The organism is Nisaea acidiphila, assembly GCF_024662015.1.
Lineage (GTDB): Bacteria > Pseudomonadota > Alphaproteobacteria > Thalassobaculales > Thalassobaculaceae > Nisaea > Nisaea acidiphila.
The window spans coordinates 2989407-3004556 of the sequence record NZ_CP102480.1; the positions used below are offsets into that span (position 1 = coordinate 2989407).

General features: G+C 63.2%; 13 protein-coding genes. 7 read left to right on the top strand and 6 right to left on the bottom strand.

Annotation, left to right across the window (positions count from 1 at the left end):
* Positions 1 to 36: 36 nt before the first annotated feature.
* The 4 genes from NUH88_RS13835 to NUH88_RS13850 all read right to left on the bottom strand — a co-directional run bounded on the left by NUH88_RS13835 (position 37) and on the right by NUH88_RS13850 (position 5290).
* Positions 37 to 459, bottom strand: a complete 423-nt coding sequence (locus NUH88_RS13835; protein ID WP_257766995.1) for a DUF2946 family protein — start codon at positions 457 to 459, stop codon at positions 37 to 39.
* 98 nt (positions 460 to 557) lie between these two features.
* Positions 558 to 3188, bottom strand: coding sequence for a cation-translocating P-type ATPase (locus NUH88_RS13840; protein WP_257766996.1), 2631 nt, complete (start codon positions 3186 to 3188; stop codon positions 558 to 560).
* A 103-nt stretch (positions 3189 to 3291) separates the two neighbouring features.
* Positions 3292 to 4854 (bottom strand): sensor histidine kinase, encoded by a 1563-nt coding sequence (locus NUH88_RS13845; RefSeq protein WP_257766997.1) that lies wholly within the window; start codon positions 4852 to 4854, stop codon positions 3292 to 3294.
* A 31-nt stretch (positions 4855 to 4885) separates the two neighbouring features.
* Positions 4886 to 5290, bottom strand: coding sequence for a hypothetical protein (locus tag NUH88_RS13850; RefSeq protein ID WP_257766998.1), 405 nt, complete (start codon positions 5288 to 5290; stop codon positions 4886 to 4888).
* A 219-nt stretch (positions 5291 to 5509) separates the two neighbouring features.
* Between NUH88_RS13850 and NUH88_RS13855 the strand changes: the two genes are divergently transcribed.
* Both NUH88_RS13855 and NUH88_RS13860 read left to right on the top strand, forming a co-directional pair.
* Positions 5510 to 6097, top strand: a complete 588-nt coding sequence (locus NUH88_RS13855; protein WP_257766999.1) for a LysE family translocator — start codon at positions 5510 to 5512, stop codon at positions 6095 to 6097.
* A 24-nt stretch (positions 6098 to 6121) separates the two neighbouring features.
* Positions 6122 to 7273, top strand: a complete 1152-nt coding sequence (locus tag NUH88_RS13860) for a DSD1 family PLP-dependent enzyme (protein WP_257767000.1) — start codon at positions 6122 to 6124, stop codon at positions 7271 to 7273.
* Here NUH88_RS13860 and NUH88_RS13865 read toward each other — a convergent pair.
* Entirely contained in the window at positions 7270 to 8169 is a 900-nt protein-coding gene (locus tag NUH88_RS13865) for a LysR family transcriptional regulator (protein ID WP_257767001.1), read from the bottom strand. The genes NUH88_RS13860 and NUH88_RS13865 overlap by 4 nt on opposite strands.
* A 78-nt stretch (positions 8170 to 8247) precedes the next feature.
* On the opposite strand from NUH88_RS13865, the gene NUH88_RS13870 reads away from it, so the two are divergent.
* The 5 genes from NUH88_RS13870 (at position 8248) to NUH88_RS13890 (ending at position 14086) form a co-directional block, all read left to right on the top strand.
* Positions 8248 to 9195: a PLP-dependent cysteine synthase family protein gene (locus tag NUH88_RS13870; protein WP_257767002.1), complete on the top strand. Its 948-nt coding sequence runs from the start codon at positions 8248 to 8250 to the stop codon at positions 9193 to 9195.
* Entirely contained in the window at positions 9185 to 9859 is a 675-nt protein-coding gene (locus NUH88_RS13875; RefSeq protein ID WP_257767003.1) for a DNA-3-methyladenine glycosylase I, read from the top strand. The genes NUH88_RS13870 and NUH88_RS13875 overlap by 11 nt, the downstream gene beginning before the upstream one ends.
* Before the next feature lie 96 nt (positions 9860 to 9955).
* Positions 9956 to 10915, top strand: coding sequence for an NAD(P)-dependent oxidoreductase (locus NUH88_RS13880; protein WP_257767004.1), 960 nt, complete (start codon positions 9956 to 9958; stop codon positions 10913 to 10915).
* A 38-nt stretch (positions 10916 to 10953) separates the two neighbouring features.
* On the top strand, positions 10954 to 12378 hold the full coding sequence (locus NUH88_RS13885) for an aldehyde dehydrogenase family protein (protein WP_257767005.1): 1425 nt from the start codon (positions 10954 to 10956) through the stop codon (positions 12376 to 12378).
* Between the two features lie 112 nt (positions 12379 to 12490).
* Entirely contained in the window at positions 12491 to 14086 is a 1596-nt protein-coding gene (locus NUH88_RS13890; protein ID WP_257767006.1) for a hypothetical protein, read from the top strand.
* Between the two features lie 204 nt (positions 14087 to 14290).
* Here the strand turns inward: NUH88_RS13890 and NUH88_RS13895 are convergent, their stop codons facing one another.
* Positions 14291 to 15049: a DUF3750 domain-containing protein gene (locus NUH88_RS13895; protein ID WP_257767007.1), complete on the bottom strand. Its 759-nt coding sequence runs from the start codon at positions 15047 to 15049 to the stop codon at positions 14291 to 14293.
* Between the last annotated feature and the right edge of the window lie 101 nt (positions 15050 to 15150).

Here is a 15150-nt window from a genome sequence, read left to right on the forward strand (position 1 = left end):
GAGGGGGCGTGAGGGCGGCTCGGGGGCCGCGTCAGGTCACGCCGTCAGGTTCGGCGGGGCGCGGGCCCTGAGGCTGCTGGCAAAATGCGGAGTGCGCGGGCGTTCGGGTTCGGTAAACCGGACGAGCGGCAGAGCCGTTGCCGTCAGCTCTGCAACGGGAAGGAGATTTTGCGGTGCGAGGACCCCGCCTGCGAGGCTGCAATAGATGCAGTCGGGACGTGCGGCGGAGGTCGGTGCCTCGTCGCCCTCCGTGACGATGTTCCCGTTCTCGTCGAGCGAGATCTGCACGAGGCCTTTCGGCGTGCAGATTATCGCCGTGCGGAACGGGTCTCCCGCAGCCTCGACGCTCCCGGCCACCTGGTACGAGGCGAAAAGCGTCGGGACCAGGAGCTGGAGCGTCAGGCAGAGAACGAGGAGCCGTGCCAGGACGGTGCGGCTATGGGCACTCACGCAACGCATGGCGACCCCTTACGGGAAGTATGTCTTTGTAACAAGGAGCAGCTTGTCGCAGCCGGGTCCGGACAGGGAAGTTGTGCCGGTGCGGAGACCCCCGCGAATTATTTCGCTGCCCGAACCCCTCGCCGGCGGCGGTGTGAGAATTTATGCGCCTCCTCGATCACAAGTAGCAGCAGCGACACGCCCAGCAGCATCAGCCACTCGGAGACAGCGACCGGATGCAGCGACAGCACGTCCGAGAGCCACGGCACATGCGTCGCGCCGATATGGACCGCCTGCGCGACGGGGACAGCGAGCACCAGGAAGGGATTGCCCCAGAAGCGGATCCGGAAGAGCGAGCGGGTTTCCGAGCGGCTGGAGAGGGCGTGGATATTGCCGAACAGGATCATCAGCATCAGCGTGAGGTTGCGGGCGTCTTCCGTGCTGCGTCCGCTTTCGATCAGCCAGTCGAAGACGAAGAAGGCGAGCAGGCCCATCGCGGTCCCGGTGATCAGCACATGCTCGATGATACGGCGCTCGAAGATTGGCTCGTCCGGCCGTCTGGGCGGGCGGCTGAGCTCGTTCCCCTCCTTCGGTTCGAAGGCGAGCGCTACGTCCTGGAGGCCGTTGGCGATCAGGTTCAGCCAGAGCAGCTGGACGGCGACGAGGGGCATCGGCAGACCCGCCAGAACGGTCAGGAAGAACAGCAGCAGGGCGGAGAAGCCGGTCGCGATCAGCAGTGCGATAACCTTGCGGATATTGCCGTAGACGACACGGCCCTGTTCGACGCCGGCGACGATGGAGGCGAAACGGTCGTCGGCGATGATGAGATCCGCCGCCTCCTTGGCGACGTCGGTGCCCCGTTTGCCCATAGCCACGCCGACATTGGCGCGGCGCATCGCCGGGGCATCGTTCACGCCGTCCCCGGTGACGGCGACGAAATGACCGGCGCGCATCAGGGAGTCGACGATCTGCTGTTTCTGCAGCGGCTCGATCCGGGCGAAGACCCGCGCGGGCCGAATGAGTGTGTCGAGCGCTGCCTGGCCTTCCTGCTCGGAACGGCGGAGAGCCGCTCCGGTCACGACCTCGCCGGACAGGTTGCGGATCCCGAGATCGCGGGCGATCGCGGCGGCCGTGCTCGGATGATCGCCGGTGATCATGGCGACTTCGATACCGGCGTCCCGGCACTTGTCGACCGCCTCTTTCGCATCCGGGCGCACCGGATCGATCATCGCGACCTGACCGAGGAAGGTCAGGTCGGAGAGCTGGTCGATAGCACCGGTCGTATGGTCTGTTTCACGCCGTCCCAGCGCGATTACCCGGTAGCCTTGCCGCGCCAATGCTTCCGATTGCGCCTCGATGGCGGCCCGGTCGATCGGCACGGCACCGTCCCTTGTCATCATCTGGCTCGACATCGCGGCAAGCTTTTCCGGGCTGCCCTTGACATGCAGACAGGCACCGGCGCCGAGCCGGGTCAGGCTGCCGGAGAGGGCCCGTTCGGACTCGTAGGGAATCATCTCGAGCTGGGCCTGCTCGGCGCGTACCTGGCGGAGCGAGAGGCCGAGCTTCTTGGCCAGGACCAGGAAGGCGACATCGACGATATCCCCATCGGAGGCCCATTCGCCGCCCGCATAGTCGAGATAGCTCTCATTCGCGAAAACGCCGGTCAGGCAGATGTCCCGCAGCCGGTGATGCTGCTCCGGCTGGCCGATGCTTCCCGGTCCGACGCCGGACCCCGCCACGTCGAACTCCGCGCCGCCCGGCAGAACGATCTTCTTGATGGTCAGCTCGTTGACCGTGAGGGTGCCGGTCTTGTCGGAGCAGATGAAGGTACAGGAGCCGAGGGACTCAACCGCGATCAGCTTGCGGATGATGACATGCAGATTCGCCATGCGCCCCATGCCGATGGCGAGCGCGACGGTGAGGGCCGCCGGCAGGCCTTCGGGAATGGTCGAGACGGCGAGACCGATGGACATCATCGCCATTTCGCGCGTGTCGTATCCCCCCACGTGAAGCATCAGCAGGACCAGAGCGAGGATCGAGATCCCGATCCCGCCGGCGACCTTGTAGGTGAAACGCCGGATGCGGATCATCAGCGGCGGCTCGGACAGCCGCCCCGCGCCGATTTCCTTCGCAATCGAGCCGATTTGCGTCGAGAGCCCGGTCGCCGTGACGGTACCCATCGCGCGGCCGTGGGTGACCACCGTGCCGGCGAAGCACATGTCGACCCGCTCGGAGATCGGTGCGCCCTCTTCCGGAGCGGCGGCGGCGTTTTTGGTAACGGCGAGGGATTCGCCGGTCAGGGCGGACTCGTCGATGGCGAGCCCGTGCGCCGTCGCGAGACGAATATCGGCTGGAACCTTGTCGCCCGACGTCAGGAGCGCGAGGTCGCCGGGTACGACCTGTTCGATATCGACAGACTGGTCGAAACCGTCCCGCCGTACTCGCGCGGTGCCGCGCACCATCTTGCGCAGGGCCGAGGCTGATTTCTGCGCCGCATATTCCTGCACCGTCCCGATGACCGCATTGATCAGGAGCACCGCGACGATGAAGACCGCGCTCGGGATCTGCGCGATGGCGACCGACGCGAGCGCGGCAATGATCAGGATATAAATGAAGGGGCTTAGAAACTGCCGCGCGAACAATACCAGCGGTCCGGAGAGCTTCGGCTCCGGCAGCCGGTTCGGACCGAATTCTTCAAGCCGGCTGGCTGCCTCTGCGGAAGACAGGCCTTCCGGGTTTTCGATGTCCATTTGAGGGAACTCCGGCGTTGCCCGAGACGGTGCTCATCATATACCGCATCGCACAAAGGCCGGAATTGATCTGGTGCAATTTTGCTGCCGGAGAGGTTCGGTCTCAGCCGGCGTGACCGATCTTCAGGTCGTCCAGCTCGCTTCGGAGGTAGCCGACGCGATTCGCCGGGAGCCAGACGGAAACAGTCGTACCGACACCGACCTCGCTTTCCAAAGTGAGGGTGCCGCCATGAAGCTCCACCATCATCTGGGCCAGCGGAAGCCCGAGACCGGTCCCGCTTTGCGCTGCCGTGATCTCGTCGTCCAGGCGTTCGAAGGCGGTCAGCGCCTTCGGGATCTGGTCCTGCGGAATGCCGTTGCCGGTATCGGAGATGTGGAACTCGATGCCGCCCTGACGGGCTTCGCCGTGGCGCGGGCGCAGCGCGACGATGGCTTTGACCGTTCCGCCGGAAGGTGTGTACTTCACCGCGTTGCCGAGCAGATTGAGCAGCACCTGCTTCATCTTGGTCGCATCGATATCGAGGACCAGCTCCGGATCGATCTGAGAGCGCGAGAGCGCGATACCGCGATCGTCCGCGAGCGGTTTGACGAGCCGTACCGCCTCCGTCACAAGTGCATCGGCGCTGATGATTTCCTCTTCGAGCGAGTCCTGGCCTGCCTCGATGCGGGCGATGTCCAGCAATTCGTTGATGATCTTCAGCAGGTGCCGGCCGCTGTCCCGGATATCGACCGAGAATTCCTGATAGCGTTCGTTCTCAAGTTTGCCGAGCGTTCCGTGCGCCATGATGTCGGAAAAGCCGATGATCGCGTTCAGCGGTGTCCGCAATTCGTGGCTCATCGCGCGCAGGAAGCGGGTTTTCGACATGTTGGCGAACTCTGCCGCCTTCTTTGCGATCTCAAGCTCACGGGTCCGCTCGCGCACCCGGTCTTCCAGGTCCCGGTTCAGGTCGCTCAGGTCGGCTTCGGAACGGCGCAGTTCCTCGTTGACGGATCGCAGCGTCTGTTCGCGCTGCCGCTCGCGCTCGATCATCGCGTTGTAGGCCTGGACGACTAGGCCCATTTCGTCGCGGCTCGACCAGGACACGGGCTGCAGCTCGCCGCTATGCGAGGACTCCCGGATCGAAGCGAGCAGTCTTCTCAGCGGACGGTCGACCAGGAAATAGAAACCGAAGGCAACCGCGATCAGTGCCGCGAGGATCGCAACGGCGATGGCGGAAACCCCGATCACGTATTCAAAACGCCGGGTCTCCTTGAGTTCCTTGTCGGTGAACATCACACGGAGTGTCCAGCGGGCGTCCTTGGAGGCGGGGATTCTTATCTCCAGTCCCTCCAGGCTTTTCGGGCAGCCTTGAGAGGAGGGGATGGCCGCCGTCGGCGCTGCGTCGCCTTTCGAGAGTTCGGCGCAAAGAAAGGCCCGGTCGGCGGCGAGCGGAGAAAGCAGATCCCGTGCAAGGAAAGGGTTTCCGTAGGCGGCGTGCCGCTCTACCGCCAGCGCGGTGCGGGCCGTCAGGTTGCCGATCCGGCTCGCCAGAAGCTCTTCGTCGGCGAGAGAGGTCGTGAAGAGCAGCAGCCAGATTCCCGGCACGATCAGGGCAAGGAAAGTCACGCCGACAATTGCCAGCAGTTTGACCTTCAACCGTTTCGGAAATGGTGGATTGGCGCCCATATCTGCAACCCGTCGTCGGTTCCGAGCGTCCTCAGCGGAGCCGTTTGACGGTTCCGTCCTTCATCAGCCGCTGCAGCAGGCCGCGATCGGCGATGGCGGTGTGGAAGACCACGTAGTCGTTCGATGTCCGGGCCATGTAATAGTCGATCGGTACTTCCTTGCCCGTGTCGTCACGGAAATCGAAGCAGAGAACGTAATGCGCGCCCATCGAGAGGATCATCGGGTGAGCGGTCACCGGATGAAGCTTATGTACCTCGCCGTCTTTCGGATTGAGGTAGAGGATCGCGCCATCGACCAGCGATCCGTCTACGTGACGCTGCATCGCGGCCTGAATGCTGGCCTTCTCGGAAAGGGTCAGAGCGGTTGCGGGACCGCTGGAATGCGTAACCGCGGCAAATAATATGAACGCGAGGAAGAAAGCGCTGAAGCGGATCATCAGTTCTCTCGTCTAAAGTGAATTTCGACTGTTTTGCAGCAAGAAAATAAAGATCAGGTTAATTCTGGAACAATAATTCTGATATATAAAATGCCATACATATTTTGTGGTGCTGGAGGCATTCCATTCTCCGGAAATGCGGGTTCCGCGATTGACAGTTGTAGCGGTGCGGATAGGCTCCGGAACCGCATTTTCCTGCCGCTTGTTCTTCGGAAACCCATGCTTGCTTTTGCCACGGCAATCTTCTTCCTGATCATTACGCCGGGGATCGGCGTGCTGACGACCGCTGGCGTCGGCGCGGGATACGGTTTCCTGCCAGGGATCCGTTTCCTCGCAGGCCTTTTCATCGGCACCAATGCGGTGGCGGTTCTGGTGGTGACCGGCATAGCTGCGATCGTGCTGGCGAACCCGGTCCTCGGACCGGTGCTTCTCTACGGCTCGGTCGCCTATCTGCTCTATCTCGCGTTCAGGATCGGCTGGGCGGGTTCCAAGATCGCTTTCGTGGAGCGCCAGAGCGCGCCGGGCGTCGTGGGCGGCTTCCTGCTGCAGCTGATCAACCCGAAGGCCTACGCGGTCAATACCACCTTCTTCTCCGGCTTTCATTTCATGGCCGACAACCAGAGCATGGAGATCGCGCTGAAACTCCTGATCATCAACCTGATCTGGATCCCGGTGCATCTGATCTGGCTCTGGGCCGGTGTCTCGCTGAAGAGGCTCGACCTGTCGGACCGGACGCAATCTCTGATCAACAAGGGCATGGCGTTGTCGATGCTCATCGTCGTCGCGCTTGCGGCGTTCCCGGGCTGAACCCGGCGACAGCAGGAGGGAACCATGAATAGCGACGGAGCCTCTGACGGCGAGGTTGGGTACGACGTCCCGGCATCGCTCGGCATGCCGGAAACGGACGTCCAGACGCCCTGCCTCGTGATCGATCTCGACGCCTTCGAGCGGAACCTGATGAAGATGGCCGGGCTCTGCGCCGGTATGGGTGTTGCGCTCAGGGCACACGGCAAGATGCACAAATCGGCCGACATCGCGCGGCGGCAGATGGAGATCGGCGGTGCGGTCGGGATCTGCTGCCAGAAAGTCTCGGAGGCCGAGGCCTTCGCGCGCGGCGGCATCAGGGACATTCTCGTCACCAATCAGGTGCGCAGCCCGCGCATGATCGACCGTCTGGCCAGGCTCGCGGGTGACGTGAAGATCGCGGTCTGCGTCGACGATCCGGAGAATATCGGCGAGCTTTCGGAGGCTGCGGCGCGGCACGGTACGGAGCTGACGGTTCTGGTCGAAATCGATTGCGGCGCGGGTCGATGCGGGGTCGAACCGGGCGCGCCCGTGGTTCCCCTCGCAAAGGCGATCCATGAGGCGCCGGGTCTGATCTTCGGCGGTATCCAGGCCTATAACGGCGCGGCACAGCATGTCCGCGACTTCGCCGAACGCAAGGCACGGATCGAGGCGGCGATCGCGTGGGCCAGAGAAACCCGGGACGCGATCCTCGCGGCGGGGCTGCCCTGCCCGACCGTAACCGGGGCTGGAACCGGCAGCTACATGTTCGAAGGCAGCTCCGGGGTCTATACCGAGCTGCAATGCGGCTCCTATGCCTTCATGGACGCGGATTACCAGAAAGTCCTGGATGAGAGCGGCGCACCGGTTTCGGAATTCGAGAATGCCTTTTTCCTGCTGACATCGATCATGAGCACCGCGATATCCGGTCAGGCCGTTTGCGATGCCGGGCTCAAGGTGCAGAGCGTCGATTCCGGATTACCGGTCGTCTTCGGTCGCGGAGACGTGGAATATATCAACTGCTCCGACGAGCACGGTGTGATCCGCGATCCGGGAGACGTGCTGAAAGCGAACGACAAGCTGAAACTCGTGCCCGGGCATTGCGATCCGACCTGCAACATCCACGACTGGTATGTCGGGGTGCGGGGCGGGAAGGTGGAATGCCTCTGGCCGGTCACTGCACGAGGGAAGGCATACTAGGCCGCCGCTCCCGCTCCGGAATAGAAAGCCCTTTGTCCGTCGAAATGCCGGATAAGCGTCTCTTTGAGAGCGCGTAGCCGCGCCGTTGTTTTCTGGTCGGACCGGTAGAGGATCCAGATGCTGCGGTCCGCGATCAGCCGCGCACCCGGGACCCGGACCAGGCCGGGCTGACGGTCGCCGAGGAAGCAGGGCAGCAGCGTCAGATAGGGCCCGTGCCGGGCAATCTCGATCTGGCTTCTGTGCTCCGGACATTTATGCGCCATGGCGAGGCCGGTGATGCCGGTCTCCTCGGTCCAGCCGCTGGACTCGTCTTCCTTGGCCCATCCGAGCCAGCGCACTGCGCCGGGAGAGTCCGCCAGGAGCGCGCAGGTCTCCGGCGCGGCGTAGGCGGTCTTGCAATATTGCAGCACCCGCTGGCCGATGGCGTCGTCATCGACCCCGAACGCGAGGCGGACCGAGAGATCGGCTTCTAGATCGGCGAACCGGGTGAAGCGGTCGGTGATTTCCAGCTCGATGTCGATCAGCGGATATTGCGCCGAGAAATCCGCCAGCACGGCCCCGATCCCGGCGGGGCAGAGCGCGAAGGGGATGCTGACCCGGATCGGCCCGCTGAGTTCGGCGTCGCGGCCGGCGGCGGAAAGCGTCGCGGTGCGGAAGGAGATGTCCATCTCCGCGGCGTGGCGGACTAATTCTTCCCCGGCCTCGGTGGCAATCATGCCTTTGCGCGTGCGTCCGAAGAGCCTGGTGCCGAGCGTCTCCTCGACATGGTTCAGGCGTTGCAGGACAGTGCCGTGATTGACGGCGAGCGCGCGCGCGGCACCGCGGATCGACCCTGTGCGAGCAATCGCCAGAACGAAGCGCAGATCGTCCCAGTCGGTGGTTATTTTTCTAACCATAATGGTCAAAAATACGCATCTTCGGTCTTGAAGAATAGACACATATTGTCGCCGCTTCGGTAGCGCACGGAGCGGGAAATGCAGGGACAGACGATTATCGGCCGGATTGGCGGCACACCGCTGGTCGAGCTGAAGAAACTCGTACCCGAAGGCGCCGGCCGGGTCTTCGTGAAGATCGAGAGCGAACACCCGACCGGTTCGATGAAGGACCGCATGGCGCTCGCCATGATCGAGGCGGCGGAGCGCGACGGCCGCCTCGCGCCCGGCGGGGCTGTGGTCGAATATACCGGCGGCAGCACCGGCGTTTCGCTGGCCATGGTCTGCGCGGTCAAACGTTACCCGCTGCACATCGTTTCTTCCGATGCCTTCAGTATCGAGAAACGGCGTCATATGCGGGCGCTGGGCGCGGAGCTGACCGTGGTGCCGAGCGACAAGGGCGCCATGGATGCAGCGCTGACCCGCGCGATGATCGCCGAGGCGGACCGGATCCGGCAGGCGACCGGCGCCTTCTGGACGGATCAGTTGAACAACAGCGACCAGCTTTCCGCCTACCACCGGATGGGCGAAGAGATCTGGGAAGAGACCGATGGGGCGATCGACGCCTTCGTCCAATCGACCGGAACGGCGGCGTCCGCACGCGGCGTCTCGGAGTTTCTGAAGGGGAGAAATCCGGGCATCCGAACCGTTGCGATCGAACCGGCGGAGTCGGCGGTGCTCTCCGGCGGCCCCTCGGGCAAGCACAGGATCGAAGGCGTCGGCGCCGGTTTCGTGGTGCCGCTCTGGGATCCGGAGCCGATTGACGAGGTCGCCACCGTCAACACGGAGGACGCAATGGCAATGGCCCGGCGCCTTGCGCGGGTAGAGGGGCTTTTCGCCGGCACCTCGACCGGCGCGAACGTGATCGTCGCTCTGCAGGAGGCGGTCCGGCTCGGAGCGGACTCCACCATTGTCACGGTCATGTGCGACAGTGGGGTGAAATATCTCAGCACGGAACTCTATCGGGGAGACGGATCGGATGAGCGTTGAGAGCTTTGCCGATATCCGCCGCCAAGCGGAGGCCCATCATGGCGGCGAGGCGGGCGTCGATGCGCGGCTTGCGGGGCATGGCGTGGCTGGCGACCCGGCTGCGTTGTCCGACGACCGCATCCTTTCGGAAATGGCGAAGCGGGTCTTTCAGGCCGGTTTTTCCTGGAAGGTGATCGAACAGAAATGGCCGGGTTTCGAGGAGGTCTTCGATCACTTCGATATCGCGGTCAATACGGAGCTGAGCGCGGAGCGACTCGCTTCCCTGATGGCGGACACGCGCATCGTCCGCAACAAGCCTAAGATCCTCGCCGTGCGCGACAACGCGCTGCTGGTCGAGCAGATGGCGGCGCTCGACGGGAGCGCGGGGAATTTCCTCTCCAAGTGGCCGCGCGACGACCAGGTCGGTCTGCTCGATTACCTGCGCCAGCACGGCAGCCGCCTCGGTGGGACGACCGGGCAGTACTTTCTCCGTTTCATCGGCTGGGACGGTTTCGTCCTGTCGAAAGACGTGGTCACCGCGCTTGGCAGGGCCGGCGTGATCGACGGGCCGGCGACGTCGAAATCCGCGCTGGCGAAGATCCAGGCGGCGTTCAATGCCTGGCACGAGGAATCCGGCCTGCCGCGTGCCCTGATCAGCCGGACGCTCGCCCTCTCGGTCGGATAAGGCGACCTCATCCTGCGATAACAATTTCTCTGATTCCCTTTCGCTTCCATGGCCTGCACTCTCGCTTTCTCTAATTCGGAAAGAGCGGAGTGCGGGATGAAGATTGGCTTTATCGGCCTGGGCAATGTCGGCGGCAAACTCGCGGGCAGTCTGCTGCGCAACGGGGCGGATCTGACGGTTCGCGATCTGGACGCGGCGCTCGCGCAGCCGTTTCTCGACAAGGGCGCGGCGTTCGGCGAGAGCCCGAAGGCGATGGCGGAGACCTCGGACATCGTCATCACCTGCCTGCCTAGCCCGGCGATCTCCGCTGCGGTCATGGAAGCCGAGGATGGCATTCTTGCGGGGCTCGCGCCGGGCAAGATCTGGGCGGAGATGTCCACCACCCATGCCGAGGAGGTGAAACGCCTCGGCGCGCTGGTCGCCGGGAAAGGCGCGGAGGCGGTCGATTGCCCGGTCTCCGGCGGCTGTCACCGGGCGGCGACCGGCAATATCGCGATCCTCGCCGGCTGCGCGCGTCCGACCTTCGAGAGGATGCTTCCGGTGCTCACGATGATGGGCCGCCGCATCCTGCATACCGGCGATCTCGGCACCGCCTCGGTCCTGAAGGTGATGACCAATTACCTCGCGACGGCCAACCTGCTTACGCTCTGCGAGGCGCTGGTAACCTCAAAAGCCGCCGGGATGGACCTCAACACCACCTTCGAGGCGATCCGCATTTCCTCCGGCAATTCCTTCGTCCACGAGACCGAGAGCCAGGTGATCCTGAACGGCTCCCGCGATATCAGCTTCACCATGGATCTGGTGCTGAAGGATGTCGGCCTGTTTCAGGAGATCGCGGAGGCGAACGGCGTGCCGCTGGAGATCTCGCCGCTGATCAACCGGATTTTTGCCGACGGGATCGAGCGCTACGGGCCGCGCGAACTTTCGCCGAACATCATCAAGCGGCTGGAGGAGGCGACGGGCCTCGATATCACAGCGCCCGGCTTCCCGCCCGAGATGGAGGATGACGAGCCGGAAGAGCCCGGCTATGAAATTGTTCCCATGGGACGATCCTGAGCGGCGTCCGTATCTCATCTTTGGGCCGGGAGAGAGCCATGCTGGACCGACGCGCATTCTTCATCGACGGGAGCTGGGTGGCGCCGGCCGACGGGCAGGATTTCGAGGTCGTGAACCCGGCGACGGAAGAGGGCGTGGCGATCATCTCGCTGGGCGGTCCGGGCGATGTGGATCGCGCCGTGCGGGCGGCGCGGGATGCGTTCGAAATGTGGAGCGAGAGTTCGGTCGAGGACCGTGTCGCCCTGCTGACCCGCGCCCGCGACATTTACCTTCGCCGCCGGGACGAGGTGGCCGAAGCGATGACCATGGAAATGGGCGCGCCGCGCGATCTCTCCCGCGAGAGCCAGGCACCCTGCGGCGACGCCTTGCTGGAGGCGGCGATCGAGGCGCTGGAAAATCATGTCTTCGAGCGCCCCAGCCTGCGCGGCGGCAGCACGCTCCGCGACGAGGCGGCGGGTGTCGCCGGGCTGATCACGCCCTGGAACTGGCCGGTCAACCAGGTGATGACCAAGGTCGCCTCGGCGCTCGCCGCCGGCTGCACCATGGTGCTGAAGCCGAGCGAGTATGCCCCGCTCTCCGCTGGGCTGGTGGCCGAAGTGCTGGCAGAAGCGGGCTGCCCGCCCGGTGTCTTCAACCTTGTCCATGGCGACGGCTTCTGCACCGGCGCGGCGCTGTCCTCCCATCCCGAGATCGACCTGCTCTCCTTCACTGGCTCGACCCGCGCCGGCACCGAGGTGATGAAGGCTGCGGCGAACGGCATCCGCCGGGTCGCGCTGGAGCTCGGAGGCAAGAGCCCGAACATCCTCTTCGCCGATACCGATCTCGACACCGCGCTCCGCTACAGCGTGGAGAACTGCTTCTCCAACAGCGGCCAGTCCTGCGACGCCCCGACCCGCCTGCTGGTCGAGAAGAGCGTCTATGACGAGGCCGTCACCATGGCCGGCCGCTTCGCTGCGGAAGTGAAGGTCGGCGACCCGCTGGAGCCGGGCGAGCATATCGGCCCGCTGGTGAACAAGATCCAGTTCGAGCGGGTGCAGGAACATATCCGCAAGGGTATCGAGGAGGGCGCCCGCGTCGTCACCGGCGGGCTCGGCAAGCCGGAGGGTTTCGAGCGCGGCTATTTCGTCAAGCCGACGCTGTTCGCCGACGTCACCAACGACATGCATATCGCCCGCAACGAGATCTTCGGCCCGGTGCTGGTGATGATCCCGTTCGACGGCGAGGACGAGGCGGTCGCCATCGGCAACGACACCGACTACGGCCTCGCCGCCTATATCCAGACGAGCGACGACGCCAAGGCCCAGCGCGTCGCCCGGCGCCTGCGCGCGGGGAACGTCTATATCAACGGCAATTACGGCGACACCGACGTGCCCTTCGGCGGGTACAAGCAGTCGGGACTCGGGCGGGAGAACGGCCCGTTCGGGCTGGAGGACTTCCTGGAGACGAAGGCGATCACGGGGTAGGAATCAACGTTGATCTAGCTCCTACTGAGCGCTCGATCTAAAATCAATTGAAGTCAACACTATTGATTTTTAGTGCATCGGTACTCTGAACTAGATCTTTCGTGGACGAGTCGTGATTGAGCCAGATGATCAAGAATCTGTAAAAAAATGGCTCGCTAGTCATTCTATCAATTTCAGCTTGGTCTGCGCAGCCCGAGCAGCAATGCGCGTGTTACCGCTTTGTGGTCCTTACATTAGGCAAGACCCGTCAAAGCACCTCAATGGTTTTTTTCTCATTCTCCTTCAAAGCTTGTCTGTGACTTGGGCAATGAGTATTTGGCCGTCAGCGCGAAGAGAATTGCTTGAAGTTGTAAATGACGCTTCAGAAATGTGGATCGTGGACGACCCGACGGCGGATTCTGTTGTGTTCTGCGGTATATATGCAGCCTGCGCCGCAGGAGCCACATATGATGGGCTTCCATCAGAGGCGGCAGATTCGGCGGCAAACGCACTTCATTGCGAATTGCTCGCGAACTTCTCCGCATCGCTTGATGACAGACTAGCCAATCTGGCCGTGAACGCAGATTTTGTTATTGTCGAGCGAGGTTACACTCCGCAGCAATTGGCTTTTCAGCCTCTTTGGATGGGCAGTGTTCCAGATGAGATTGAAACCGCCTGGTCATATCTCAAAGGGCTATTGATCAATCAGAAATCTGATTGGCATGTTTGGACTGACTGGTACGAGGATCGCATGCGTGGGTCTAACGATCCGCGTTCAATGCCGTTGATCGAAGAATTAGAGGTTCAACGCACACTGGAAATTCACCGTCATTGGGAATCGGGTGCTGAACACGTCAATGCACTGATCGGCGAGATAGAGGCGAAGTATCGAGCGCAGGTGCCGGAACAGAAGCCCGCGAGTGCGCAATTCATCTGGGGAGATGACGGGAAGCTCCATGTATTGCCTCCGGTCCCGCCGAAGGCGAGAGATGGAGCACAAGAGGCCCGGCGCCGTGCCGCGTGGGTTGCCCATGAAGAGCATCTGTCGGCGTTCGAGAAAGTCCTCAAAGCTGGGAATTTTCAGGCTCTTGATCCGGTGCTTGTGTCGTACCGAAAGGCACTTGGTGATCGCTTCGAGGACCTGAACGTTGTTTCGCTCGGGATTCATGGTGCCCGTGTGGAAAGTTTGGCGAGGCGTACTGATGACATTCTGATGGGGGTGGCGGCATCGGAATTGGAGTCGTTTGCCGGTTCGCACGGGATGTTCATTCGCCAGTTTGACGAGTGGCACGACTACGAAGCCGATAGCGAGCGGACACCAGCGCAGGAAGAAGTGACGGCGCTGGTTCAGGCGGCGAAGGAGATCGCGGCTGAAACCGGTATATTGGCTTCGGCCTCGTCCGAGGTCCTGGAAGAAGTTGTTCAATCCGTCGAAGTGATGACGATAGGCGACGGTCAGAACGACAAGGTGCCACCGACGATGGAGGCGCTAAAGAACGCGCGGCGCTCAGTCGGAAATGCACTCTCCGAGCTCTTCAGGCCGATTTTGGAACGGGTTAGAGAAGGTAGCCTTGATGGTCTGGAAGAAGGCTGCAAGCGCTTTGTCAGTTCTGCAATCTACCGCGGGCTTGGTGTCGGCTTGCCGGTGCTCGCGGCGCATCATTTCGGGTGGATTTCGTACGTCATGAAAGCGATCGAACCGGCGTTGAAGGCAGCGGGATTGCTGTAGTTCGGAACTCGTGGGGTGAGTTTGGCGGGTCCCGCTTTTAAAGCGCCGACGGTTGTTTGTCCCATCTTTCGGTTCGTCATCCCCACGCAAGTGGGGACCCAGGGAGCGTAGGGCTGTGCTTTGGATCCCTGGGTCCCCGCTTTCGCGGGAATGACGACCGGTTTTGTGAGGGGCGGGGTGCGGGAGTCAAGGTCAGTTAGAAGGTCAGTCCGAAAACCCGACCCGTCCCACGCCCGGCAGCTTGAGCGCAGGGTTGGTGACGTCCACCCCCAGCGTCAGGCCGAGCACGTTCACCTCGATTCCTTCTTCCAGCGCCAGCACCACCCCTGCCAACCCGAGCAGCGAGACCTGGAAACCCGTCCCGCTCGGCGTTTTCGCGAAGACCGCGCCCTCGGGAATGAAATCTTTGCCGATGGCGGTCGGGGGCAGGTCGAGGCTGAGTTCGGGGACCTGGCGGGCGATGTGGGCGGTGAAGGTGTTGCTGTTGGGACCGGGCCAGATCCGGTACTGGTCCGCATGCGGATAGCTCTCGGCGGCGGCGAGGATGCGGGGGATCAGGATCTCGGCTTCGGCGCCGCGGACTTCCGCCAGCAGTTCAGGCTCGGAGCCGAACCAGTAGCCGTCGGGAGTGCCGTTCCGCACCCGGACCGCGGTGCTGCCGTAGCGGAGCTGCCAGCCCATCACTTCGAGACGGGTATATTCGGAGGCGTTCGGCGGTTTGACGGCGAACCAGGTATGCACGCCGAAGATGCCGCGCCAGCTCCAGGCGCGGCCGGCATAGACCTGCACCACCGCTTCCGGCGTCTCTTCGGGTTTCGGAGCGAGCCCCGAGGAATCCCTGCGTGCCTGGCTCCAGTGCACCGGCCCCTCCGTCCATTTACCGACGGCGCTCGCGGCAAGCGGGAGCCCGAGCGCGAGGATCAGCGCGAGACAGAACAGGGTGGCGCGCCGGAACTTTTTCAAACCGCGGATCATCGGAAAGAGATGGGCGCGGGACGATGCATTGCAAGCCCGTCGACGCGTCTGTGCCGCGGGAACGATGGCGAGTGCCGCGGGGGCTCCGA

What these genes read in the sequence shown, in the direction of transcription:
- NUH88_RS13835 (WP_257766995.1), bottom strand. Translation starts at nt 459, where the DNA reads ATGCGTTGCGTGAGTGCCCATAGCCGCACCGTCCTGGCACGGCTCCTC.
- NUH88_RS13840 (WP_257766996.1), bottom strand. Translation starts at nt 3,188, where the DNA reads ATGGACATCGAAAACCCGGAAGGCCTGTCTTCCGCAGAGGCAGCCAGC.
- NUH88_RS13845 (WP_257766997.1), bottom strand. Translation starts at nt 4,854, where the DNA reads ATGGGCGCCAATCCACCATTTCCGAAACGGTTGAAGGTCAAACTGCTG.
- NUH88_RS13850 (WP_257766998.1), bottom strand. Translation starts at nt 5,290, where the DNA reads ATGATCCGCTTCAGCGCTTTCTTCCTCGCGTTCATATTATTTGCCGCG.
- NUH88_RS13855 (WP_257766999.1), top strand. Translation starts at nt 5,510, where the DNA reads ATGCTTGCTTTTGCCACGGCAATCTTCTTCCTGATCATTACGCCGGGG.
- NUH88_RS13860 (WP_257767000.1), top strand. Translation starts at nt 6,122, where the DNA reads ATGAATAGCGACGGAGCCTCTGACGGCGAGGTTGGGTACGACGTCCCG.
- NUH88_RS13865 (WP_257767001.1), bottom strand. Translation starts at nt 8,169, where the DNA reads ATGGTTAGAAAAATAACCACCGACTGGGACGATCTGCGCTTCGTTCTG.
- NUH88_RS13870 (WP_257767002.1), top strand. Translation starts at nt 8,248, where the DNA reads ATGCAGGGACAGACGATTATCGGCCGGATTGGCGGCACACCGCTGGTC.
- NUH88_RS13875 (WP_257767003.1), top strand. Translation starts at nt 9,185, where the DNA reads ATGAGCGTTGAGAGCTTTGCCGATATCCGCCGCCAAGCGGAGGCCCAT.
- NUH88_RS13880 (WP_257767004.1), top strand. Translation starts at nt 9,956, where the DNA reads ATGAAGATTGGCTTTATCGGCCTGGGCAATGTCGGCGGCAAACTCGCG.
- NUH88_RS13885 (WP_257767005.1), top strand. Translation starts at nt 10,954, where the DNA reads ATGCTGGACCGACGCGCATTCTTCATCGACGGGAGCTGGGTGGCGCCG.